At 70.4% G+C, this 21,420-nt stretch carries 23 protein-coding genes, 1 tRNA gene, 1 other RNA gene and 1 pseudogene; 18 read left to right on the top strand and 8 right to left on the bottom strand.

All coding sequences use genetic code 11. The annotated features are described in order from the left end of the window. Window positions 1-124 precede the first annotated feature (124 nt). The 3 genes from ACN27J_RS17715 to ACN27J_RS17705 form a co-directional block, all read right to left on the bottom strand. Window positions 125-343 (bottom strand): hypothetical protein, encoded by a 219-nt coding sequence (locus tag ACN27J_RS17715; protein ID WP_278172148.1) that lies wholly within the window; start codon window positions 341-343, stop codon window positions 125-127. 209 nt (window positions 344-552) lie between these two features. Continuing rightward, complete coding sequence (locus ACN27J_RS17710) at window positions 553-1,263, bottom strand: vWA domain-containing protein (protein ID WP_421367513.1); 711 nt, start codon at window positions 1,261-1,263, stop codon at window positions 553-555. Between the two features lie 68 nt (window positions 1,264-1,331). Next, entirely contained in the window at window positions 1,332-1,907 is a 576-nt protein-coding gene (locus tag ACN27J_RS17705) for a MarR family winged helix-turn-helix transcriptional regulator (protein ID WP_421367510.1), read from the bottom strand. A gap of 133 nt (window positions 1,908-2,040) precedes the next feature. On the opposite strand from ACN27J_RS17705, the gene ACN27J_RS17700 reads away from it, so the two are divergent. The 5 genes from ACN27J_RS17700 (at window position 2,041) to ACN27J_RS17680 (ending at window position 5,776) form a co-directional block, all read left to right on the top strand. Then, window positions 2,041-3,561 carry an LLM class flavin-dependent oxidoreductase gene (locus tag ACN27J_RS17700; RefSeq protein WP_421367508.1) on the top strand — a complete coding sequence of 507 codons (1,521 nt, stop codon included), beginning with the start codon at window positions 2,041-2,043 and terminating at the stop codon, window positions 3,559-3,561. 28 nt (window positions 3,562-3,589) lie between these two features. Next, window positions 3,590-4,054, top strand: a complete 465-nt coding sequence (locus tag ACN27J_RS17695; protein WP_421367506.1) for a GNAT family N-acetyltransferase — start codon at window positions 3,590-3,592, stop codon at window positions 4,052-4,054. A 268-nt stretch (window positions 4,055-4,322) separates the two neighbouring features. After that, window positions 4,323-4,697 carry a hypothetical protein gene (locus ACN27J_RS17690; RefSeq protein WP_421367505.1) on the top strand — a complete coding sequence of 125 codons (375 nt, stop codon included), beginning with the start codon at window positions 4,323-4,325 and terminating at the stop codon, window positions 4,695-4,697. A 69-nt stretch (window positions 4,698-4,766) separates the two neighbouring features. Then, the gene (locus tag ACN27J_RS17685; protein ID WP_421367502.1) at window positions 4,767-5,297 is read left to right on the top strand and encodes a SigE family RNA polymerase sigma factor; all 531 of its coding nucleotides are present in this window, start codon (window positions 4,767-4,769) and stop codon (window positions 5,295-5,297) included. Next, window positions 5,294-5,776 (top strand): hypothetical protein, encoded by a 483-nt coding sequence (locus ACN27J_RS17680; RefSeq protein ID WP_421367499.1) that lies wholly within the window; start codon window positions 5,294-5,296, stop codon window positions 5,774-5,776. Before ACN27J_RS17685 ends, ACN27J_RS17680 begins: the two co-directional genes overlap by 4 nt. Window positions 5,777-6,051: 275 nt before the next feature. Here ACN27J_RS17680 and ACN27J_RS17675 read toward each other — a convergent pair whose 3' ends face one another. Next, entirely contained in the window at window positions 6,052-6,243 is a 192-nt protein-coding gene (locus ACN27J_RS17675; RefSeq protein ID WP_278172106.1) for a hypothetical protein, read from the bottom strand. Window positions 6,244-6,347: 104 nt separating this feature from the next. Here ACN27J_RS17675 and ACN27J_RS17670 point away from each other — a divergent pair, with 104 nt between their 5' ends. From ACN27J_RS17670 to ACN27J_RS17655, 4 genes are all read left to right on the top strand, one after another. Then, the gene (locus ACN27J_RS17670; protein WP_421367497.1) at window positions 6,348-6,572 is read left to right on the top strand and encodes a hypothetical protein; all 225 of its coding nucleotides are present in this window, start codon (window positions 6,348-6,350) and stop codon (window positions 6,570-6,572) included. A 143-nt stretch (window positions 6,573-6,715) separates the two neighbouring features. Then, window positions 6,716-7,015, top strand: a complete 300-nt coding sequence (locus tag ACN27J_RS17665) for a hypothetical protein (RefSeq protein ID WP_421367495.1) — start codon at window positions 6,716-6,718, stop codon at window positions 7,013-7,015. Window positions 7,016-7,027: 12 nt separating this feature from the next. Next, the gene (locus ACN27J_RS17660) at window positions 7,028-7,267 is read left to right on the top strand and encodes a hypothetical protein (RefSeq protein ID WP_421367493.1); all 240 of its coding nucleotides are present in this window, start codon (window positions 7,028-7,030) and stop codon (window positions 7,265-7,267) included. Window positions 7,268-7,718: 451 nt separating this feature from the next. After that, complete coding sequence (locus ACN27J_RS17655) at window positions 7,719-8,039, top strand: hypothetical protein (protein ID WP_421367491.1); 321 nt, start codon at window positions 7,719-7,721, stop codon at window positions 8,037-8,039. A 184-nt stretch (window positions 8,040-8,223) separates the two neighbouring features. Here the strand turns inward: ACN27J_RS17655 and ACN27J_RS17650 are convergent. Next, window positions 8,224-8,308 (bottom strand) — tRNA-Ser (locus ACN27J_RS17650). Window positions 8,309-8,395: 87 nt separating this feature from the next. On the opposite strand from ACN27J_RS17650, the gene ffs reads away from it, so the two are divergent. From ffs to ACN27J_RS17605, 9 genes are all read left to right on the top strand, one after another. Then, window positions 8,396-8,486: signal recognition particle sRNA small type (ffs, locus tag ACN27J_RS17645), an RNA gene on the top strand. Window positions 8,487-8,598: 112 nt separating this feature from the next. Beyond that, window positions 8,599-10,992, top strand: a complete 2,394-nt coding sequence (locus ACN27J_RS17640) for a DNA polymerase III subunit gamma and tau (protein ID WP_421367488.1) — start codon at window positions 8,599-8,601, stop codon at window positions 10,990-10,992. Window positions 10,993-11,129: 137 nt separating this feature from the next. Next, window positions 11,130-11,438 carry a YbaB/EbfC family nucleoid-associated protein gene (locus ACN27J_RS17635; RefSeq protein WP_233606442.1) on the top strand — a complete coding sequence of 103 codons (309 nt, stop codon included), beginning with the start codon at window positions 11,130-11,132 and terminating at the stop codon, window positions 11,436-11,438. 10 nt (window positions 11,439-11,448) lie between these two features. Further along, complete coding sequence (gene recR, locus ACN27J_RS17630; RefSeq protein ID WP_123603876.1) at window positions 11,449-12,042, top strand: recombination mediator RecR; 594 nt, start codon at window positions 11,449-11,451, stop codon at window positions 12,040-12,042. Window positions 12,043-12,280: 238 nt separating this feature from the next. Continuing rightward, on the top strand, window positions 12,281-13,942 hold the full coding sequence (locus ACN27J_RS17625) for an ABC transporter substrate-binding protein (RefSeq protein WP_421367485.1): 1,662 nt from the start codon (window positions 12,281-12,283) through the stop codon (window positions 13,940-13,942). Between the two features lie 140 nt (window positions 13,943-14,082). Then, entirely contained in the window at window positions 14,083-15,087 is a 1,005-nt protein-coding gene (locus ACN27J_RS17620) for an ABC transporter permease (RefSeq protein ID WP_123605098.1), read from the top strand. A 73-nt stretch (window positions 15,088-15,160) separates the two neighbouring features. Next, the gene (locus ACN27J_RS17615; RefSeq protein ID WP_421367481.1) at window positions 15,161-16,132 is read left to right on the top strand and encodes an ABC transporter permease; all 972 of its coding nucleotides are present in this window, start codon (window positions 15,161-15,163) and stop codon (window positions 16,130-16,132) included. Window positions 16,133-16,135: 3 nt separating this feature from the next. Then, the gene (locus tag ACN27J_RS17610) at window positions 16,136-17,137 is read left to right on the top strand and encodes an ABC transporter ATP-binding protein (RefSeq protein ID WP_421367479.1); all 1,002 of its coding nucleotides are present in this window, start codon (window positions 16,136-16,138) and stop codon (window positions 17,135-17,137) included. Then, complete coding sequence (locus ACN27J_RS17605; protein ID WP_421367476.1) at window positions 17,130-18,221, top strand: ABC transporter ATP-binding protein; 1,092 nt, start codon at window positions 17,130-17,132, stop codon at window positions 18,219-18,221. The genes ACN27J_RS17610 and ACN27J_RS17605 overlap by 8 nt, the downstream gene beginning before the upstream one ends. Before the next feature lie 5 nt (window positions 18,222-18,226). Here the strand turns inward: ACN27J_RS17605 and ACN27J_RS17600 are convergent. From ACN27J_RS17600 to leuA, 3 genes and pseudogenes are all read right to left on the bottom strand, one after another. Continuing rightward, window positions 18,227-18,637, bottom strand: a pseudogene (locus ACN27J_RS17600) (hypothetical protein). Next, window positions 18,529-19,239, bottom strand: a complete 711-nt coding sequence (locus ACN27J_RS17595; protein WP_421367474.1) for an HNH endonuclease family protein — start codon at window positions 19,237-19,239, stop codon at window positions 18,529-18,531. Before ACN27J_RS17595 ends, ACN27J_RS17600 begins: the two are co-directional and overlap by 109 nt. Window positions 19,240-19,335: 96 nt before the next feature. After that, on the bottom strand, window positions 19,336-21,033 hold the full coding sequence (leuA, locus tag ACN27J_RS17590; RefSeq protein WP_421372318.1) for a 2-isopropylmalate synthase: 1,698 nt from the start codon (window positions 21,031-21,033) through the stop codon (window positions 19,336-19,338). Window positions 21,034-21,420 lie beyond the last annotated feature (387 nt).

Raw genomic sequence — 21,420 nt, 5'->3', positions numbered from 1 at the left:
GGACTGTCAGCAGCCGCCGCGTGTCACATCGTATTCGGTGGCCGATGCTGACTCAGTGGTCACCGGAAAATGCCGGTCCGGTCGGCCGGAGGCGATGGTGTGCCGTTGCGCTGTGTTGTCTGGGCTAACGACAATCGTCGCGGTCGTCCGGCTCCGGAATCGATTCCACGGTACGACGGCGGTCGTCGACGTACTCGGCCAACTCGTCAGGGTCCGCACCGCCGGCCACAGCGGCCTGCCACGCCGCGCCGAACTCGGCGGCGAGTAGTTCGATCATCCGTTGTCGGGTTTCGGCTGGTAGCCCGTCATCGGGCACCGGTCCGCCGGATCGATCGTCGATCATCGAGACCTCCGTCGCGATCGTTGGCCCCGTACTCCGGAATTGGTGTGCCCCTCGGACAATGTCAATAGTTCGGATCATATCCGAACCTGACGGACAGCCGACCTTGGCCGTTCAGTGGACGGCCCGACGACAATCAAGATCACCGTACAAGATCATCGTAGCTGGTCCGAGTCGGGCCGGGCCGCCGTCGCCCGCAGCCGAGGCCACCGTCACCCGAAGTCGGCGGGGTCGAACCGCTGCACCCCGGGCGGCAGATCCGGCCCGTCGGGCAGGACCGGTCCTACGTCGCCGGCCGCGCGATAGCCGGACCGGACGACGCTGGCGACGAGCACCTGTGCGATCCCGGTGATCGTCCGGGCCGGATCGGAGCCGGGCACCATCAGGTACGACGCCATCCGTCCCGATCCGGTCGCCGGATGGGCCAGCGACCGGATGATCCGGGGATCCGCCTCATCCACGCCGCAGGCGATGACGCTCGGGCGGGCGCCGGACGAGGTCAGCTCGGCGAACGCCGCCCGCCAGGCGGACCGCAAGTCGGTGGGCCGGCCATCGCTGATGAACCAGACGGTCGGCCGGTGCGTGCTCTCTCCGCTGGCCGCGAACCGTGCCATGTCCGACTCGATCTCGTCCCGCGTGGTCGTGAACGCCGACTCGTAGCAGGTGCCGCCGCGTACGGTGAGGTTCGGCGAAACCAGCCCGGGAGCCAGCAGGTCACCGAGCGGGAGCCGGACCTCCGCGTGGTCGGAGAAGTCGATCAGCCCGAACCGTACCCGGGCCGCGACGACCGGGTGCAGCGCCAATGCGTCGACGAGCGCCGGCACGATCTCGTTCACCGCCTCCAACTTGCCGTCCGCCGCCATCGACACCGAGACGTCGACGACCAGATAGAACGGCAGCAGGCTGTTGTCTGATCGGCGCATCGATGGGCTCCTCCGTCCGCCATGCTGCAGGTCTGACGGACGGGTGTGGGCCGAGCTGGAGCTGTACCTCAGTGTGGCTGGCCGTCCGTTGGCTCGTGCGGCTGGCCGTCCGTTGGCTCGTGCGGCTGGCCGTCGGCGGCGATGTCGGACACGATCTGGCAGGTGTCGACAACCGGATCGACGGCCTGTGCCTGGTCGGCCAGCTGGAACAGCAGCGACCGCAGTGCCTCGCGATCGGTCGGCCGCAGTGACCCGAGCAGGTGCCCCTCGGCCTGCTCCAGCCGGTCCCGGGTCGCCGACCAGACCTGGTGCCCGCGGTCGGTCGCGACGATGGTCTTGTGCCGGCGGTCGTCCGGGTTGGCCCGCCGCTCGACCAGCCCGGCGCGCTCCAGATCGTCGATCAGGTAGGTCATCACCGTCTTGTCGATGCCCAGCCGACGGGCCAGCGAGATCTGACTCTGCGGCGTGGCCTCGACCGCCGCCGCCAGCACCTGATGGCCGCGCGGCCCGCCGGGCAGGTCGTGCAGCACGGCGCCGCTGCTCTTGACGTACGCCCGGAAGACCACGCCCAGCGCCCAGCCGAGGTCGCCACCGCCAGCGGCGCGGGCCGGACCCGGACCCGTGCGTTCACCGGGACGAGGCATACGCCGAGCTTATCGCCGGCTCGTCTGCACCGACTGACCATCCTCACGTCAGAAGAGTCACAGTGCCGATCGTCTGCTCAGCAGACTATCTTGTGATCCGAACGCATGACTGCTGTCGCGGGGAGCGAACGACATGGCTGACTACGGACACGACCTGCTGTTCGGCACCTTCATCACGCCGGTCGCCGAGCAGGCCGACCGGGCCCTGGCGCTGGCCCAGTTGACCGAGGAGGCCGGGCTCGACCTGGTGACCGTGCAGGACCACCCGTACCAGGCCCGGTTCCTGGACACTTGGACCCTGCTGTCGGTGATTGCCGCCCGCACCACCCGGGTCCGGGTCGCGCCGAACGTCGCCAACCTGCCGCTGCGGCAGCCGGCGATGCTGGCCCGCAGCGCGGCCAGCCTCGACCTGCTCAGCGGCGGCCGAGTCGAGCTGGGCCTCGGGGCCGGTGCCTTCTGGGACGCCATCGCGGCGATGGGCGGTGGCCGGCTCACCCCGGCCGAGAGCGTCGAAGCGCTGGCGGAGGGCATCGAGATCATTCGCTCGGTCTGGGACGCCGACGGCGGCACCGTCAAGGTCGATGGCCGGCACCACCGGGTACGGGGCGTGCACCCGGGGCCGGCGCCCGCCCACCCCATCGGCATCTGGCTGGGTGCGTACAAGAAGCGGATGCTCGGGGTCACCGGTCGGCTTGCCGACGGTTGGCTGCCCAGCAGCCCGTACGCGCCGCCGGAGCAGCTGCCGGCGATGAACGCGGCCATCGACGCGGCGGCCCGGCAGGCGGGGCGGGACCCCGGTGCGGTCCGCCGGCTCTACAACATCAGCGGTACGTTCGGCAGCGGCGACGGATTCCTCACCGGTACGCCGGCCGACTGGGCCGAGCAGCTCGCCGGACTGACCCTGGAGCAGGGCTTCAGCGGCTACCTGCTGGCCAGTGACGATCCGGACATGATCCGCCGGTTCGCCGCCGAGGTGGTGCCGGCGGTCCGCGACCTGGTCGCCGCCGGCCGGAGCGCCGCAGCAGCGGGTTCGGTTCCCGCCGCCCCGGCCGCCGCAGCCGCCGGCATCACCCCCACCCCCGACGACGGGGTACGGCTCAGCGCTGAACGCGTCTGGGACGAGTCGACCCGGCCGACCGCCCCGCCACCCGACCCGACGCTGACCTACAGTCCCGCCCAGCGGGCCGCCGGGCAGCACCTGATCGACGTACACGATCATCTGCGCGAGGAGCTGCGGACCGTGCGTGACCTGATCGACCAGGTCGCGGCCGGCACCATGACCGCCGGCGGTGCCCGAGCGCACATCAACACGATGACCATGCGGCAGAACAACTGGACCCTCGGCGCCTACTGCGAGTCGTACTGCCGGTTGGTGACCACCCACCACACCATCGAGGACATCGGCATGCTGCCGCAGCTGCGCCGCGCCGACCCGGGACTCGCCCCGGTGGTCGACCGGCTGTCGGAGGAACACCACGTCATCCACGGCGTGCTGGAACGGGTCGACCGGGCGCTGGTCGCCCTGGTCAGCGAGCCGGACCGGATCGGCGACGTCAAGGCCGCCGTCGACCTGCTCACCGACACCCTGCTGTCTCACCTGTCCTACGAGGAACGCGAGCTGGTCGAGCCGCTCGCCCGGTTCGGTGTGGGTTGACCGGCACGGGCACGGCAGGATCTCCACCATGCGGCTGAGTATCGAGCGCGCCGACTTCGCTGATCCGGAGCTCGGCGTCTTCCTGCAGGCACATCTCGACGAACTCGCGCCAACGGCGCCTGCCGAGAGCCGACACGCGCTGGATCTTTCCGGGCTGCGGGCACCGGGCGTCCGGCTGTGGGTCGCCCGGATGAGTGGCGAACTGGTGGGCACGGGTGCCCTGGCCGAGGTGGAGCCGGCGCACGAGGAGATCAAGAGCATGCGGACGGATCCGCGACGACGTGGCCAGGGCATCGCCGCGCGCGTCCTCGACCACCTCATCGAGGACGCGCGACGACGCGGCATCCGCCGTATCTCGCTGGAGACCGGAAGCATGGACTTCTTCGTCCCGGCGAGGACGTTGTACGCGAAGGCGGGCTTCGTCCCCTGCCCGCCCTTCGGCGCCTACGTCGACGATCCCAACAGCGCGTTCATGACCCGCGAACTGGCGTGACCTGAGGCGCGTTCCACCTCGCGCGGGGCATCCAACCGCTCTCAACCCGCGCTGGCCGTACGGGGGCGCGCAGGACCGGTACGCCGCCATCTCGCACGCCCGCACGCCATCACGCTATGGCCGGGTCGCAGCCGTCGACACTTCGAGGCTGCGGTTTTCGTGCGTCGACGACGATTGCGGCATGACGTGCAACCTCCCGGGGCGCAGCCGTGTGGGAAAGGGCGGAAGGGGACCGGCAGCCGCCGGTCCGACCGTCAAGGAGGCCACTTTGTCGAAGAAGCCCGTCGTGTTCGCGCTGCTAGGGGTGGCTGCCGCGCTGACCTACGCGGTGCCGGCGATAGCCGCGATGTCCTCCGAGTCATCGGGGCCGCCGCCAAGGCCGACTGTCACGGCCACGTCGGCTCCGCCGGTGTCGGCTCCGCCGGCTGAGGATCCGGCCACGGCGGTGATGGCTCCGCCGGTGGACGTGTCGGCCCCGCCGGTGGCGATTCCGGCCACGCCGCCGCCAGCGGAGGACGCGCCGATCGCGCCGACAGCTGCTCCGGCTCTGCCGGTCGACGTGTCGGCCCCGCCGGTGGAGGTGTCGCCTCCGCCTGCGGCGGCTCCGGTCCCAGCGGCGCCGACGGCAGTTCCCGCCAAGTAGCCCGGTCAGGTCCGTGTCGCGGGACCCGAGCGCAGGATCCGGCGCAGGTCCCCCTGTTCCTGAGGAGAAGTGCTGCCGTTGACGAACGGTTCGCATGAAAAGGACGCCGGGTTCAGCGAGTACGTCGCGACCCACGCAGAGCAGGTGCGCTTCACCGCGTACCTGCTCTGCGGTGACTGGCACGAGGCGGAGGACCTGGCGCAGGCGGCATTCGTCCGCCTGTACCTGGCGTGGGAGCGGGTCGACCGGACGGAACCCATCAACGCCTACGTACGGGAGATCGTCACCCGTACCTATCTGAACGAGCGGCGCAGGCTGTGGCGCAAGCTCGAGCGGCTGACCAGCGCACCTCCCGAGCCGCGGGCTGAGTCACCGCCGGCACCGGAGCAACGGATGCTGATCCTCTGGGCGCTGTCCAAGGTGCCGAGGCGGCAGCGGGCCGCGCTGGTGCTGCGGTACTGGGAGGACCTGAGCCTGGTCGAGGCCGCCGAAGCCCTCGGCTGCTCGGTCGGCACCGTGAAGAGTCAATGCGCTCGCGGCTTGCAGCGAATGCGCGAACTTCTGCCCGACGACTTGGCCGTAGGGGGGCGAAGCCAGTGAACGAATCTGACCTGACCTCAGCGTTCATCGAGGTCCGAGCGGCCGCCGCGCCGCCGCACCGGCTGACCCCACAAGCCCTGATCGCCGCCGGGCAGCGGGCACGCCGCCGCCGTCGGATCGCCGCGACGGCCGGCAGCGGACTGGCCGTGCTCGTGGTCGTGACGCTCGGCATCGGCACGGTGAACGCGTTGTCGTCCGGTCGGCACGAGGCTCCGATCGAACCGGGCTACTCGTCGCCGACTGCCGTACCGGAGCAGCCGGCGACCGCCCCGCCGGTCCCGCCCTCCACCCCGGCACCGGACCGCCCGCCGACGTCGACCCCGTCCACCCCGCCTCGCTCGCCGGCCTCGGCCCCTCCCGGCCCGGCGATCGATGTCTCTTCGTCGGCCGACCCGGCGCTGCCGGTGGAAGTGGAGCCGGGTGTCTCGTCAACGGCGGAGGAGCCACTGGCCGACCCGCCGAGCGCGTCGCCTCGCTGACCCTGCGGACAACTCCGCCGACGCTGAGACCAATAACCGAGACGAAGAGCGCGAAGCAGTGATCCACAGCGTCTCTTCGACTCGACACGCCGCGGCCTGACCAGCTGGAGTGCTGTGGATCATGGTGCCCCGTGGCTGTCGGAGTCGTAGGCGGGCTAAGTGGGCGAAGGCGCCGCTGCGGGCGTGCTCGTGGTTGACCCGCATGGCGCTGGTCCAACTCGGCGGCTATAGCTGGCCGATGTCAGCACATGGCCGACCACGCACGTCGGGAATCGTCAAAGCGCTTCTTCTTGAAACGGCCGGTTCTGTTTGATCCAGGCGACGACCTCTTCGCGTGCCCAGATCCGGCCGACGGTGAGCGTATCGAGTGGCTTCGGGAAGTCTGGCCGGTTGACGATGGTCTGGGTGCGCTGACGGCTGATGCCACCCATGAGCGCCTGGATCTCGCCCAAAGCCACCAGTCTCATGCCGCGAACGCTACTCTGTCAAGCTTAGCAATGGCAGCAACTTGTACCCGTTGCTACCGTTGACATGTTTGATGGTCGTGGCCCACTCTTGAAGCATGACGCCGATGGATGAGGATCGCTGGACTGGGCCCGGTCCAAGCGCCGCCGACGACGCTGACGTCACCCGTGAGTGCGGGACCGATGAAGCGGCCGAGGTGGCTCTCACGCTGCGGTGGAGTTTCGAGGATCTGAAGGCCGAGCACGGTGAGGTCGGTGCCCGCCGGATCCTTGCCGAGGTCCTTGCCCGGTGGCAGGCCAACGGCGGCGAGCCGGTGGCGTTCGACGACTGACGACGCGTGACCGATCGGAAAGGTCTTCCCTTGCGAGAGGAATCCATCGATGTGGGATGTCGGGGCGCTGTTCAGCGCGGCGCTGCTGGGCTTCTGCGCCGGGCTGTGGTCGTTCAAGGTCAAGTCTCGATGGTGTCCGGACTGTGGGCGTACGACGTACCCGTTGGCGGATCGGCGTGGCGGGTAGTAGTCGGCTGCTCCGTACGCCCGAGCCGAGGCCGGGTGACGTGCTGGTGGTCGGCGGTGAGGCCAGTGTGCAGTTCGCTGGTGAGCGCAGGCTGCGGTTCCGGGTCATCTCGGTCGACCCCAAGCCGACGTACGAGGGCTGGCTCTGGGTCACGGGTTACGTGATCGACAAATCCGGCGATGCCGCCGAGCGGCGGGAGATATTCGTGCAACGCCAGGGACTTTTTCGACTGCCCCGGCGCGGAGAACAACCTTGAGTGGAGAGAGCAGTGATTGTCGAGATGTTTCGTGAGCTGGTGGTGCGGTGGCGGGAGCGGCGGGACGGGCGGTCGGCGGCGTCGAAGCGGCTGGCCGGGCTGGCCCGGGAGCGTGCGGCGGCCCGGGAGCGGCGGTTGGACGGCAACCGTGGGCATCGGTGGTCGTCGGAGCCGACGATGCTCACTCCGACGCTGCGTCCGCTGATGACCTATGGTCAGCTGCTCGGCTACCGCGTACCGGCGGGGTCGTGACCTGACCCGGCAGCAGGGTCGGATGCTGATACTCCAGACGAAGAGCTGTGCGAACGCCGCTGGCCGGTCCCGTGCGGGCAGCAGCTACGAAACCTGCTGAGTAGGCTCATGAACCACTGCGCTCCATCGACGCGACACGCCGGAGACGGTCAGCTGGGACGCATCCGATCATGTGCCTGCAGCCGCCGGTGGCACGAGCTTGTCGAGCCGGCTGAGAAGGGTGGGCCTAAAGTCGACCAGTGTGGAGTGGGGCGAGTCGCGCACCAGGGTGTCGGTCTGGTTAGCCGTCGGCGGTGCGCTGCTGGTGCCGGCTGCGGCTCTCACCAGGGTGGCTGCGTACCGGTCCCTGAGCGATGACGCATCGAGGGCGGCAACCAACGCAGAGTTGTTTGATCTGGCAGCGGTGCACCATCGGACCGCGTGGTGGGCCTTGCTACTTGCGGGTATGGGCGTGACCGCCGCACTGGTCGGCCTACTGCTGCTGACCGGGCCCGGCGAGGTGGTCGCCGATCCTCGGTTGCTGGGCTGGGTGGTGGTCAGTGTGCTGATGGTTGGCTACGTCTGTTGGCTGGCGGTCCAGGCGTTCCTGCCCACCGTCGGGCTCCATGAGCTCATCGTGGCGGATGCCGCGCCGACGCAACGGCGGGTTCTCGCCCTGGTCGAGAGTGCTCGGATGTACCCCTACCCGGTGATCGGTCGCACCGGCGGACTGGCGGTGACGGCCTGGGCCGCCGTACATTTGTGGGTCGTGGCGCGACTGCCAGTCTGGTGAACCGATTCCGCCGCAGACCAGGCGGCAGGGTCACCCGCGACACGGACCATGCACGGAATGATCTTGAACGTCGGTGGCTGAGTTCGTCGTGCAGCAGCAGGCAGTGCCCAGACGAAGAGGTGTACGAACGCCGTTGGCCGGTCCCCTCAGGGACCGGCCAACGGCGTTGTGGCTGCTCAGTGAGCGGAGGATACGAGATTCGAACTCGTGAGGGTGTGAACCCAACACGCTTTCCAAGCGTGCGCCCTAGGCCTCTAGGCGAATCCTCCGCACGACACGATACAGGCTGCGGACGTGGCGGTCAGCACGGGCCGGGGTCGCCGACGGCCGCCCACCGCCCGGGGTACAGTGGGGCCAACCCCTCGTGCGGCGTGCATCTCGTGAACCTCCCCAGGGCCGGAAGGCAGCAAGGATAAGCGAGCTCTGGCGGGTGCACGGGGGGCCCTTTCGTCTCCGGGCTGGCAGGGGGACCCGCACCCCCGGGGGTGGCGGTCGCCGCCCCGCCCGCGCAGAATGGCTCCCGGCGTGGAACCTGCCTGGTCGAGAGGAGGCGGTGAGGGTGGCACTGGCGCTCTACCGCAAGTACCGGCCGAGGACGTTCGCCGAGGTCATCGGTCAGGAGCACGTCACCGAGCCGCTGTCGCAGGCGTTGCGGACCGGGCGGCTCAACCACGCGTACCTCTTCTCCGGGCCGCGCGGTTGCGGCAAGACCTCCAGCGCCCGGATCCTGGCCCGCTCGCTCAACTGCGAGCAGGGGCCGACGCCGGAGCCGTGCGGCAAGTGCGACTCGTGCCGCGCCCTGGCTGCCGACGGCGGCGGCTCGATCGACGTCATCGAGATCGACGCGGCCAGCCACGGCGGCGTTGACGACGCCCGTGAGCTGCGCGAACGCGCCTTCTTCGCGCCGGCCAGCAGCCGGTTCAAGATCTACGTCATCGACGAGGCGCACATGGTCTCGTCGGCTGGCTTCAACGCGCTGCTCAAGCTGGTCGAGGAGCCGCCGGACTACGTCAAGTTCATCTTCGCCACCACCGAGCCGGAGAAGGTCCTCGGCACGATCAAGTCGCGGACCCACCACTACCCGTTCCGGCTGATCCCGCCGGGGGTGCTGCGGCCGTACCTGGAGCAGCTCTGCTCCGCCGAGGGCGTCAAGGTCGACCCGGCGGTCTTTCCGCTGGTGGTGCGGGCCGGCGGCGGCAGCGCCCGGGACAGCCTCTCGGTGCTCGACCAGTTGATCGCCGGTGCCGGCCCGGAGGGGGTCAGCTACCCACGGGCGGTGGCCCTGCTCGGCGTCACCGACAGCGCCCTGCTGGACGAGATGTGCGACGCCCTCGCCGCCGGCGACGGTGCCGCCGCCTACGCGACCGTCGACCGGGTCGCCGAGGCCGGGCACGATCCCCGCCGCTTCGCCTCCGACCTGTTGGAGCGGTTGCGGGACCTGATCGTGTTGCAGCAGGTGCCGGACGCGGTCAGCAAGGGGCTGATCGACGGGCCGCCCGACCAGATCGACCGGATGACCGCCCAGGCTGAGCGGCTCGGCCCGGCGACGCTGTCGCGGTGCGCCGACACGGTGCACAACGGCCTGGTGGAGATGCGCGGCACCACCGCCCCACGGCTGCTGCTGGAGCTGGTCTGCGCTCGGATGCTGCTGCCCGGGGCCGAGGAGTCGACCGGGGCGCTGCTGCAGCGGATGGAGCGGATGGAGCGTCGGCTGGCAGCCGGCGTGCCGGTGGCCGCCGCTCCCGCTGCCGCGCCGCCGGTCGCCGCCGCAGCTGCACCGGCGGCGCCGTCGGCGGCACCCGCCGCACCGCCTGCCGCTCCCGCCGCACCGCCGCCCGCTGCTGAGGTGCCGGCCGCGCCGCCGGCGGTTGAGCGACCACTGGCCGCCGCGCCGGCCGTACCGCCGGAAGCGGTGATGCCCGACCCGGCCGTCGCCGAACCGCAGCCGGCCCCGGCCGCGCCGGGCGCGCTCGACGCGGCAACCGTCCGGCGGTCCTGGGACCAGATCCTCGCCATGGTCGGCAACCGGAGCAAGCGGGCCGCCGCAGTGGTCCGGGAGGCGACGGTACGCGAGGTCGACGGCGACGTGCTGGTGCTCACCTTCCGGCACAGCGTGCACGCCACCATGCTGTCCGCCTCGCCGGACCTGCTGCTCGAAGCCGTCTACGAGACGCTCGGGGTCCGGTGGCAGATCCGCTGCGAAACCGCCGGTGCGGCGTCCGGTCCGGCCCGGGCCAGCGCCGCCCGGTCGGGCCCGGTGTCGCCGGCTGCCGGCCCACCTGCCAACGGTCCGGCCACCGCCGGTCCGCCGGCCGCCACCCGGTCGGCGGCGGCCAGCGCTGCCCGCGCGGCGGCGTCGGGTGGCGGGGCTGCCGGCCGGCCGGGTGCGAGCCGCCCGGGTGGTCGCCAGCCGGCCGGCGGCGGTGACGACTCCGACTGGCCCGAACCGGCCCGACCGGGCGGCGGCAACGCCCCGCCGGTGAACGACGGCCCGTCCGGTAGTGGCCCACCGCCGGGCGGCACCCGGCAGGCCGCTAACGGCGCCCGGCCGGGTGGTGGGGGCGCGTCCACCGGCCCTGGGCCGGGACAACGGTCGGCACCGACGCAGCAGAGCGGCCCGGGGCAGCAGAACGGCCCGGCGTCGCGGTCGGTCGGTCGGCCGGCGACCGCGACGGCGGGCCGACCGGCACCGTCGGCGGGGGGCGGTGTCTGGGCCGACGGGTCGTCCGCCGAGGAGCCGCCGTACGACCCGGACTACGACGGGCCGGTGCGGTCCGGCGCCGCGTCCGGTCCGCCGCGCGGCCCCGTCTATGAGGGCTTCGACCCGGGTGACGAGCCGCTGGACGAGGTGGTGGACGAGCAGACCGCCCGGCAGAGCAGCGAGGAGCAGGCGATGCAGTTGCTGCGTCAGGCGCTCGGCGCGGAAAAGATCGGCGAGATCGATTCGCGGTGACCAAGACGGATTCGCGGTGACCAGGTGTGCGGCTTTCGTGCCGGGCGCTGCGGATTCGGCGGGACGGACTAGGCTGGCCACGGTCCGGCCACACTGATCGAAGGAGCGGTGCCGTGCGCCCCGGTGGACAGCCCAACATGCAGCAGATGCTGAAGCAGGCGCAGAAGATGCAGCAGCAGATGGCGACCGCCCAGGCCGAGTTGGCCGAGGCGGAGGTCACCGGTGTGGCCGGCGGGGGGCTGGTCACGGTGACCCTTTCCGGCGTCGGCGAGATCCGGTCGATCAAGATCGACCCCAGTGCGGTGGACCCGGCGGACGTGGAGACGCTGGAGGATCTGGTGCTGGCCGCGGTCCGTAACGGCAACGACGAGGTCCGCAAGCTGACCGAGGAGAAGATGGGCCCGGTCACGGGCGGCCTCGGCGGTCTCGGGCTACCCGGGTTCTGAGCCGCCGCAGATGTACGAAGGCGCTATCCAGGACCTGATCGACGAGCTGGGCCGGTTGCCCGGCGTGGGGCCGAAGAGCGCCCAGCGGATCGCGTTCCACATTCTCTCCGCCGACCCGGCGGACGTCACCCGGCTGGCCACCGCGCTGCGCCGGGTCAAGGACCTGGTCAAGTTCTGCACGGTGTGTTTCAACGTGGCCGAGACCGAGCACTGCCGGATCTGCCGTGACCAGCGGCGCAGTGACGACGTGCTGTGTGTGGTCGAGGAGCCGAAGGACGTCGTGGCGATCGAGCGCACCGGTGAGTTCCGGGGGCGCTACCACGTGCTCGGTGGGGCGATCAATCCGTTGGAGGGGGTCGGCCCGGACAACCTGCGGATCCGTGAGCTGATGCTGCGGTTGGGCTCGGGGACCGTCAAGGAGCTGATCCTGGCCACCGACCCGAACACCGAGGGTGAGGCGACCGCAACCTATCTCGCGCTGATGGTGAAGCCGATGGGGATCGCGGTGTCCCGGTTGGCCAGTGGCCTGCCGGTCGGCGGCGACCTGGAGTACGCCGACGAGATCACCTTGGGCCGGGCGTTCGAAGGCCGACGTTCGGTCTGACACCGGGCCGGCGAAACACACGAAACATGTAACAACTTGGTATAGCCCAATTTTGGACATATCTGGCCTATCATCGGCGCTGTAAGGTTCGATCGTCGTTGACGGGACAGTTAAGACACGATCCGGTACCAACCGCGTTCCGGCTGGTTTCCGGTCGCGCCGAACCCCGGCTAAGGTCTCGCCATCGGTGACCCCCGTCACTACGTTGTCCGTACCCAAAGGACGAGGTGAAGCACCCATGCGTGCACCCAGGCCGAAGGCCGCCATCGCGGCCGTCGCGGTCGCGGCGCTGGCCCTAGCCGGCTGCGCCGAGAGCGAGCGTGACGACTCCGGCGACTCCAGTGATGCCACCCTGGTCTTCGGCGTAGCCGGTGACCCGAAGGTCCTCGACCCCAGCTTCGCCAGCGACGGCGAGTCGCTGCGGGTGGCCCGGCAGATGTTCGAGACCCTGGTCCGTCCCGAGGAGGGCGGTACGGCGATCACACCTGGTCTGGCCGAGAGCTGGACGCCGGACGAAACCGGTACAGTGTGGACGTTCAAGTTGAAGTCCGGCGTCAAGTTCCACGACGGCACCGACTTCAACGCCGAGGCGGTCTGTGTCAACTTCGACCGCTGGTACAACGCGACCGGCCTGATGCAGAGCCCCGACGTCACCGCCTACTGGCAGGACGTGATGGGCGGCTTCGCCAACAACGAGAGCGAAGACCTGCCGGAGAGCCTGTTCAAGTCGTGCACCGTGGTCGACGACACCACCGTGGACCTGGCGTTCACCCGGGTGTCCAGCAAGATCCCGGCGGCCCTGATGCTGCCGTCGTTCTCCATCCACTCGCCGGCGGCGCTGGAGGAGCACAACGCCAGCGACGTGACCGGCAGCGCCGACGACATCTCCTACCCGGCGTACGCGTTGGAGCACCCCACCGGCACCGGGCCGTTCAAGTTCGACAGCTGGGACATCGCCAACAAGACCCTCACCCTGGTCCGCAACGACGACTACGCCGGTGAGAAGGCGAAGGTCAAGACGCTGATCTTCCGGACCATCTCCGACGAGAACGCCCGCAAGCAGGAGCTGCGCAACGGCGGCATCCAGGGCTACGACCTGGTCGGCCCGGCCGACGTGCAGCCGCTCAAGGACGACGGCTTCAACGTGCTCACCCGCCCGGCGTTCAACGTTCTCTACCTGGCGATGAACCAGCAGGGCAACCCGGCGCTGGCCGACATCCGGGTCCGGCAGGCGATCGCCCACGCGCTGAACCGTCAGGCGCTGGTCGACTCGAAGATGCCGCCGGGGGCCGAGGTCGCCACCCAGTTCGTCCCGCCGACCATCGAGGGCTGGAACTCCGGCGTCACCACCTACGACTACGACGTGGCGAAGGCCAAGGAGCTGCTGGCCGAGGCCGGCCACTCGGACCTGACGCTGCGGTTCCACTACCCGACCGAGGTCACCCGGCCGTACATGCCGAACCCGAAGGACATCTTCGAGCTGCTTGCCGCAGACCTGCGGGAGGCCGGGATCACCGTCGAACCGATCCCGCTGAAGTGGTCGCCGGACTATCTCAACGCCACCACCTCCGGTAACGCGCACGACCTGCACCTGCTCGGCTGGACCGGTGACTACGGCGACGCCTACAACTTCATCGGTACGTTCTTCGACCGGCCGAAGGACGAGTGGGGCTACGACAACCCGGACCTGTTCGCCAAGTTCGTCGAGGCCGACGGCACCGCCAACATCGAGGCCCGCTACGAGCTGTACCAGGACCTGAACGCCGACATCATGGAGTTCCTGCCGGGTGTGCCGGTCTCGCACTCCCCGCCGGCGATCGTCTTCGCTGAGGACGTGATCGGGGTGCAGGCCAGCCCGCTCACCGACGAGCGGTTCGCCACCGCCGAGTTCAAGTCCTGAAATCCACGAGTGAACTAGCAAAGATCCACGAGTGAACTAGCGAACGGAACGAGGGCGGGCGTCAGCCGCCACCCGGGCCACCAGTCCGGGTGGCGGCGGCGCCCGCCCACGCGACCCTCCACACCCCCTGCCGAGGCACCGTGTTCCGCTTCATCGTCCGACGACTGCTCCAACTCGTACCCACGCTGTTCGGTCTCTCCCTGCTGCTGTTCATCTGGCTGCACCGACTGCCCGGCGGCCCGGAGTCCGCGATCCTCGGCGAACGCGGCACCCCGGAGATGCGCGCGGCGATCCGCCGCAACCTCGGGCTCGACGAGCCGATCCTGATCCAGTACGGCCGGTTCATGAAGCGGCTGCTGCAGTTCGACCTCGGCACCTCGATCTCCACCAAACGTGAGGTCACCACCGAGTTCCTGCAGCGCTTCCCGGGCACCGTGGAGCTGACCGCCGCGGCCATGCTGATCGCGATCGGGGTCGGCATCCCGCTCGGCTACCTGGCCGCCCGCCGCCGCGGCACCCTGCTCGACCATGGATCGGTCGCCGGCTCGCTGATCGGCATCTGCGTCCCGGTCTTCTTCCTGGCGTACGTGCTGAAGGCGATCTTCGCGGTGAACCTCGGCTGGTTCCCGTCCAGCGGCCGGCAGGACCCCCGCATCGACGCCACCCGGGTGACCAACTTCTTCGTGCTGGACGGCCTGCTCACCCGGGAGTGGGACGCCTCGCTCAACGCGTTGTGGCACCTGGTGCTGCCGGGTCTCGCGCTGGCCAGCATCCCGCTGGCGATCATCGTCCGGATCACCCGGGCCAGCGTGCTGGAAGTGCTCGGCGAGGACTTCGTCCGCACCGCCCAGGCCAAGGGCCTGACCGGCCGGGTGATCCGCCGCCGGCACGTGCTGCGCAACGCGATGCTGCCGGTGGCCACCAGCATCGGCCTGCTCACCGGCGGGCTGCTGTCCGGCGCGGTACTGACCGAGACCGTGTTCGCCTTCGGCGGCATCGGAGCCTTCGTCGCCGACGCGATCAGCCAGCGGGACTACCCCGTACTGCAGGGTTTCATCCTGATCATCGCGTTGGTCTACGTACTGGTGAACCTGTTGGTGGACATCTCCTACACCTTCATCGACCCGAGGGTGCGGGTCCGGTGAGCGGGCGGCTGGTCGGTACGGGTGAACAGGACTGCGGCGAGCGCGGCGCGCAGCCGCGGACGGAGGCGGCCCGATGAGTGACCTACTGAGCCCGGGACGGAAGAAGGCGAAGCTCGACCGGCTCGCCGAGCTGTCCGCCGCGCACGACGACGAACGCGGTGTCAGCCTCTGGCAGGAGGCGTTCCGCCGGCTGCGCCGCAACCCGGCGGCGATCGTCGGCACCGTCATCCTCGGCGTCTTCCTGCTGATCGCCCTGGTCGGCCCGTTCCTGGTGCCGTACGACCCGGCGGCGCAGCTGTGGAAGGACGAGATCCGCGAGGCGCAGGCCTTCTACCCGGGCCCGCGTGCGGAGAACTGGTTCGGTGTGGACCATCTCGGCCGCGACGAGTTCAGCCGGATGATCGTCGGCGCCCGGCAGACCCTGCTGGTCGGCGTCGTCGCCACTCTGATCGGGCTGACCGTCGGCACGTTGATCGGTGGCCTGGCCGGAGCCGCCGCCGGCCTCGGCGGACGGTGGGGCCGCTGGGTGGACACCGTGCTGATGCGGATCGTCGACATGCTGCTGGCGCTGCCCAGCCTGCTGCTGGCGATCAGCATCGCGGCGCTGCTCGGGGCCAGCCTGACCACCGTCATGATCGCGGTCGGCATGGTCTCGGTGCCGATCTTCGCCCGGCTGCTGCGCGGCTCGATGCTCGCCCAGTCGAACAGCGACTACGTCCTCGCCGCCACCTCCCTGGGGGTCCGGCGAAGCAAGGTGGCGCTGACGCACATCCTGCCGAACTCACTCGCACCGGTGATCGTGCAGTCCACCCTCACCCTGGCCACCGCGATCATCGAGGTGGCCGCGCTGTCGTTCCTGGGGCTGGGCAACCCGGACGCGTCGATCCCGGAATGGGGGGTGATGCTGGCCGACGCGCAGCGCTACCTGGACGCCGCGCCCCGGCTGGCGATCCTGCCCGCGCTGGGCATCATCATCACCGCGTTGGGCTTCACCCTGCTGGGCGAGGCGATGCGCGAAGCCCTCGACCCGAAACTGCGGAAGTGAGCCATGGCGCTGCTCGACGTGGATGAACTGGCGGTCACCTTCGCCCGGCGAGGGCAGCGGACCGTGCACGCCGTCGACGGGGTGTCCTTCTCGGTCGACGCCGGTGAGGTGACCGGGCTGGTCGGCGAGTCCGGCTGCGGCAAGAGCGTCACCTCGTTGGCGATCATGGGGTTGCTGCCGGCCGGCAAGGGCGTACGGGTCCAGGGCAAGGCCGCGTTCGACGGCACCGACCTGCTGCAGCTCGATCCCCGGGCGATGCGGGACGTACGGGGCCGCGACGTGGCGATGATCTTCCAGGATCCGCTCTCCTCACTGAACCCGGTGGTGCCGATCGGGGTGCAGGTCACCGAGGTGCTGGTCCGGCACCGGGGGATGCGCGGCGAGGCCGCCCGGCTCGAAGCCGAGCACCTGCTGGACCGGGTCGGCATCCCGGACCCCACCCGCCGGTTGAAGGAGTACCCGCACCAGCTCTCCGGCGGGATGCGGCAGCGGGCGCTGATCGCAATGGCGGTCGCCTGCAAACCCCGGCTGCTGATCGCCGACGAGCCGACGACCGCGCTGGACGTGACGATCCAGGCGCAGATCCTGGAACTGCTCAAGGACCTGGTGCGCGAGTCCGGCACCGCGCTGGTGATGATCACCCACGATCTGGGGGTGGTGGCCGGCATGTGCGACACGATCAACGTGCTGTACGGCGGTCGGGTGGTCGAGACAGCCCGCCGACGTCCACTGTTCGCGGCACCGCGCCACCCGTACACGGTGGGTCTGCTCGGCTCGATTCCCCGGCTCGACGCGGGCCACGGTCGGCGACTGCGACCCATCCCCGGATCGGTCCGGGACCTGCTGCCCTGGCCGGACGGCTGCGCCTTCGCGCCGCGCTGCGCCCGCCAGGTGGACGCCTGCCTCGGCACCCCGCCGCAGCTGCGCCGGGAGCCGGACGGGCACGCGTTCCGCTGCGTCAATCCGCCCGAGACCGACGACACGGGGGAGGCCGCCGGTGAATGAGCCACTGGTCGAGGTCCGCGACCTCAAGGTGCACTTTCCGATCACCCGGGGTGTCCTGCTGGACCGGGTGGTCGGGCACGTCCGGGCGGTCGACGGGGTGGACCTGCGGATCGCCCGGGGCGAGACGTACGGCCTGGTGGGCGAATCGGGCTGCGGCAAGTCGACGCTCGGCCGGGCCATCCTGCAGCTGACCCCGCCGACCGGCGGCGAGGTGGTCTTCGACGGAGTGACGTTGAACCGGCTGCCGGCGGCCAAGCTCCGCACCATGCGCCGCCGCTTCCAGATGATCTTCCAGGATCCGATGTCTAGCCTGGACCCCCGGCAGAACGTCGAGTCGATCCTGGTCGAAGGGCTGCAGGCGCACGACATCGGCGCCGACCGCACCGAGCGCCGGCGGATCGTCGGCGAAGCGCTCGACGCGGTCGGCCTGCCCCGCTGGGCGCTGTCCCGCTACCCGCACGAGTTCTCCGGCGGCCAGCGTCAGCGGATCGGCATCGCCCGCGCGCTGGTTCTCGGCCCGGAGCTGATCGTCGCCGACGAACCGGTCTCCGCCCTGGACGTGTCGATCCAGGCCCAGGTGATCAACCTGCTGGACGAGCTGCAGATCGAACGCGGCCTCACCTACCTGGTGATCGCCCACGACCTGGCGGTGGTCCGCCACATCTCGGACACCATCGGGGTGATGTACCTCGGCGCGCTGGTCGAGGAGGCACCCGGGGACCAGCTCTACCGTGAGCCGCTGCACCCGTACACCCGGGCGTTGCTGTCGGCCGTGCCGGTGCCGGACCCGGAGGTGGAGGACCGGCGGGAGCGGATTCTGCTGGCCGGGGACCTGCCGTCGCCGGCGAACCCGCCGGCTGGCTGCCGGTTCCACACCCGGTGCCCGTGGGCGCAGCCGACCCGCTGCGCCGACGAGCGGCCGGTGCTGCGCGAGGTCGGCCCGTCCCGGGTGGCCTGCCACTGGGCCGAGCAGATCGCCGCCGGGTCGCTGCGCCCACACCGGACGAGTCCGGAAGCGGTCGCCCCCGCCGGTGCCGGCAGTGCGCCGGCCACCGTCTCCGCCCCGCACGAACCGTTGCCCTAGGGGATTCAGCCGTCCGGGCGGTGCAGCAGGCCGACCGCGATGGCGTGTACGGCGTCCAGGCCGGCCGGGTCGGCCAGGTCGGCCCGGCCGCCGGTCACCACGTACCACTCCGCGGCATCCTTGTACTGGACGTGGAGGGTGACCTGGCCGGCGGCGAACTCGGTGCGCAGCGTCAACTCACCGGTGATCACACCGACCTCGTCGGTCATCACCCCACCCGGCCCGGCGACGATGTCCCGGGTACGGCTGTTCTCCGGCGGGTCACCCACAGTCTGCTCCTGTCTTCAGCCTGCGCCATGCGACGCGGTCACGGACAGCTGGTCAGCATGTCGGCCAGCGCCGCCTTCTCCGGCTCGGTGACCGACAGCTCCCAGTAGTGCTTGACCGTGATCCAGTCCTGGGCGTACTGGCACCAGTAGTCCCGGTTCGGCGGCTTCCACTGCGACGGGTCCTGGTCACCCTTTGCCCGGTTGGTCGACGCGGAAACCGCGATCAACTGCGGGCGGTCCAGGTCGTTGGCGAACTCGCGGCGCTGGTCGTCGTCCCACTCGTCGGCACCGGAGCGCCAGGCGTTGGCCAGCGGGACGATGTGGTCGATGTCGAGGTCGCCGGGGTCGGTGAAGGACTCGCCGTCGAACGCGCTGAGCCACTGCCCGCCGACCACGTTGCAGCCGTCCAGCTCGATCGCCGTACCGTCGCGTTCCAGCACGGTGTCCCGCACGTCGCAGTTGCTGCCGGCGGAGCTCCAGTGCGGGAAGTGGTCCCGGCTGTAGCCCCGCATGGAGCCGGCGGAGGCCACGGTCAGCTGGTCGAGCAACGCGGACGCCTGACCAGCGGAGCCGTCGCCGGAGCCGTCTGCCGACCCATCGGGCGGCGCGGCGGTGGGGGAGCCGACGGTGATGTCGACGGACTCGCAGCCGGCGGTCGCGACGAGCGCCAGGGCGGCGGCTACCGCGACCGCCGCCCGGCGCGGGTCGAATCGGATGGTCCAGGGACGCTGTCGAAGAGGGGTTCGCACCCGTCCAGCTTGCGGGTGCCGGGCGGCCAGCGCCAGGCACCCGCCGTCCCGGCGTTTCGCCGGAACCTAAGTGGATCTTGACTTGGTGCCGCCGGCTCAGCCGGCGCGCCGACTGCGGTTCACCGCGCTGGTCACCGCCCGCACCGAGGCGATCACGATGTTCGAGTCCAGCCCGACACCCCAGACCGTACGGTCGCCGACCTCGCACTCCACGTACGCGGCCGCCTGCGCGTCGCCGCCGGCGGAGAGCGCGTGCTCGTGATAGTCCAGCACCCGCACGCCGACGTTCACCGCCCGCAGCGCGTTGACGTACGCGTCGATTGGGCCGTTGCCCGCCGAATCGAGGGTGTGCCGGACGCCGTCGACCACGACCACCGAGGTCGCTTCCACCTTGCCGTCGACCGTGCTTGTCGCATACGACTCCAGGGTCACCGCCGGTTCGGTCCGCTGACCGCCGAGGTACTCGTCGGCGAAGATGTCCCACATCCGCTGCGGCTCGATCTCGCCGCCGGAGTCGTCGGTGACGGCCTGCACCACGCCGGAGAACTCGATCTGCAGCCGCCGGGGCAGGTCCAGGTTGTGTTCCTGGCGCATCACGTACGCCACCCCGCCCTTGCCGGACTGGGAGTTGACCCGGATCACCGCCTCGTAGGTACGGCCCACGTCACGCGGGTCGATCGGCAGGTACGGCACCCCCCACGAGTGGTCGTCGACCTGGACCCCGGCTGCGTCGGCGTCGACCGCCAGCGCGTCGAAGCCCTTCTTGATGGCATCCTGGTGGGAGCCGGAGAACGCGGTGTAGACCAGGTCCCCGGCGTACGGGTGCCGCTCGTGCACCGGCAGCTGGTTGCAGTACTCGACGGTCCGCTTGATCTCGTCGATCCGGCTGAAATCGATCTGCGGGTCGACACCCTGGCTGAACAGGTTCAGCCCCAGAGTGACCAGGTCGACGTTGCCGGTGCGTTCCCCGTTGCCGAACAGGCAGCCCTCGATCCGGTCCGCGCCGGCCAGCAGACCCAGCTCGGCGGCGGCCACGGCGGTGCCCCGGTCGTTGTGCGGATGCAGCGACAGCACGACGCTCTCCCGCCGCGGCAGCCGCCGGTGCATCCACTCGATCGAGTCGGCGTACACGTTGGGGGTGGCCATTTCGACGGTCGCCGGCAGGTTGATGATCAGCGGCCGGTCCGGGGTGGGCGCGATCACGTCGATGACCGCACTGCACACCTCCAGCGCGTAGTCCAGCTCGGTGCCGGTGTACGACTCGGGGGAGTACTCGTAGAAGATGTCGGTGTCCGGGGTGTGGATCTCGGCGTACTTCTGGCACAGCCGCGCCCCGGTGGTGGCGATGTCGGTGATCCCGGCCTTGTCCAGGCCGAAGACCACCCGGCGCTGCAGCACCGACGTCGAGTTGTAGAAGTGCACGATGGCCCGCTTCGCGCCGCGCAGCGACTCGAAGGTCCGGTCGATCAGATGCTCCCGGCACTGGGTCAGCACCTGGATCGTGACGTCCTCGGGGATCAGGTCCTGCTCGATCAGCTGCCGGACGAACTCGAAATCGGTCTGGCTGGCCGCCGGGAAGCCGACCTCGATCTCCTTGTAGCCCATCTGCACCAGCAGCTGGAACATCCGGCGTTTGCGGTCCGGCGACATCGGGTCGATCAGCGCCTGGTTGCCGTCACGCAGGTCGACGGCACACCACCGGGGCGGCTGCTCGATGCGGCGGGTTGGCCACTGCCGGTCGGGTACGTCGACGGCGAACTGCTGGTGGTAGGGCAGGTAACGCTGGTACGCCATCCGGCTCGGCTGCTGCCGGGCGATCGGATCGGTGGTGGGCTGGTCGGTGGCGACCGGATCGGTGGTGGGCTGGACGTCGGCGGACTGCCGTGCTGGGCCGGCGGTTGGCTGTGCCATGGTGCGATCTCCTGGTCTGAGGAAGGTCCCGCGCTGTCGGGTCCGTCGGCCGGCGCCGGCACCTCGGCCCGGGGCGGCCGGCAGGTCCCGGCGGCGAGCCGGTGACGGTGGCTGCGTCGGTCGCGGTGGCCGGGTCGGTCGCGGTGGCCGGGTCGGTACGGCGAAGGCAGCGGCCCGGTTCGGTCAGCTGGGCGGCGCGCTCGCACAGGTGCGGCGAACGGTGCCGGAGCGGCTGGACAGCGTGGGCGCGGATGGGGTCAAGGCGGCGCG

The organism is Solwaraspora sp. WMMB762, from assembly GCF_049179115.1.
In the GTDB taxonomy this organism is placed as follows: domain Bacteria; phylum Actinomycetota; class Actinomycetes; order Mycobacteriales; family Micromonosporaceae; genus Micromonospora_E.
This window is presented reverse-complemented; position numbering and strand designations above follow the sequence as displayed.

What these genes read in the sequence shown, in the direction of transcription:
- ACN27J_RS17700 (WP_421367508.1), top strand. Translation starts at nt 2,041, where the DNA reads ATGGCTGACTACGGACACGACCTGCTGTTCGGCACCTTCATCACGCCG.
- ACN27J_RS17710 (WP_421367513.1), bottom strand. Translation starts at nt 1,263, where the DNA reads ATGCGCCGATCAGACAACAGCCTGCTGCCGTTCTATCTGGTCGTCGAC.
- ACN27J_RS17670 (WP_421367497.1), top strand. Translation starts at nt 6,348, where the DNA reads ATGGATGAGGATCGCTGGACTGGGCCCGGTCCAAGCGCCGCCGACGAC.
- ACN27J_RS17615 (WP_421367481.1), top strand. Translation starts at nt 15,161, where the DNA reads ATGAGTGACCTACTGAGCCCGGGACGGAAGAAGGCGAAGCTCGACCGG.
- ACN27J_RS17715 (WP_278172148.1), bottom strand. Translation starts at nt 343, where the DNA reads ATGATCGACGATCGATCCGGCGGACCGGTGCCCGATGACGGGCTACCA.
- ACN27J_RS17625 (WP_421367485.1), top strand. Translation starts at nt 12,281, where the DNA reads ATGCGTGCACCCAGGCCGAAGGCCGCCATCGCGGCCGTCGCGGTCGCG.
- ACN27J_RS17675 (WP_278172106.1), bottom strand. Translation starts at nt 6,243, where the DNA reads ATGAGACTGGTGGCTTTGGGCGAGATCCAGGCGCTCATGGGTGGCATC.
- recR (WP_123603876.1), top strand. Translation starts at nt 11,449, where the DNA reads ATGTACGAAGGCGCTATCCAGGACCTGATCGACGAGCTGGGCCGGTTG.
- ACN27J_RS17610 (WP_421367479.1), top strand. Translation starts at nt 16,136, where the DNA reads ATGGCGCTGCTCGACGTGGATGAACTGGCGGTCACCTTCGCCCGGCGA.
- ACN27J_RS17695 (WP_421367506.1), top strand. Translation starts at nt 3,590, where the DNA reads ATGCGGCTGAGTATCGAGCGCGCCGACTTCGCTGATCCGGAGCTCGGC.
- leuA (WP_421372318.1), bottom strand. Translation starts at nt 21,033, where the DNA reads ATGGCGTACCAGCGTTACCTGCCCTACCACCAGCAGTTCGCCGTCGAC.
- ACN27J_RS17705 (WP_421367510.1), bottom strand. Translation starts at nt 1,907, where the DNA reads ATGCCTCGTCCCGGTGAACGCACGGGTCCGGGTCCGGCCCGCGCCGCT.
- ACN27J_RS17635 (WP_233606442.1), top strand. Translation starts at nt 11,130, where the DNA reads ATGCAGCAGATGCTGAAGCAGGCGCAGAAGATGCAGCAGCAGATGGCG.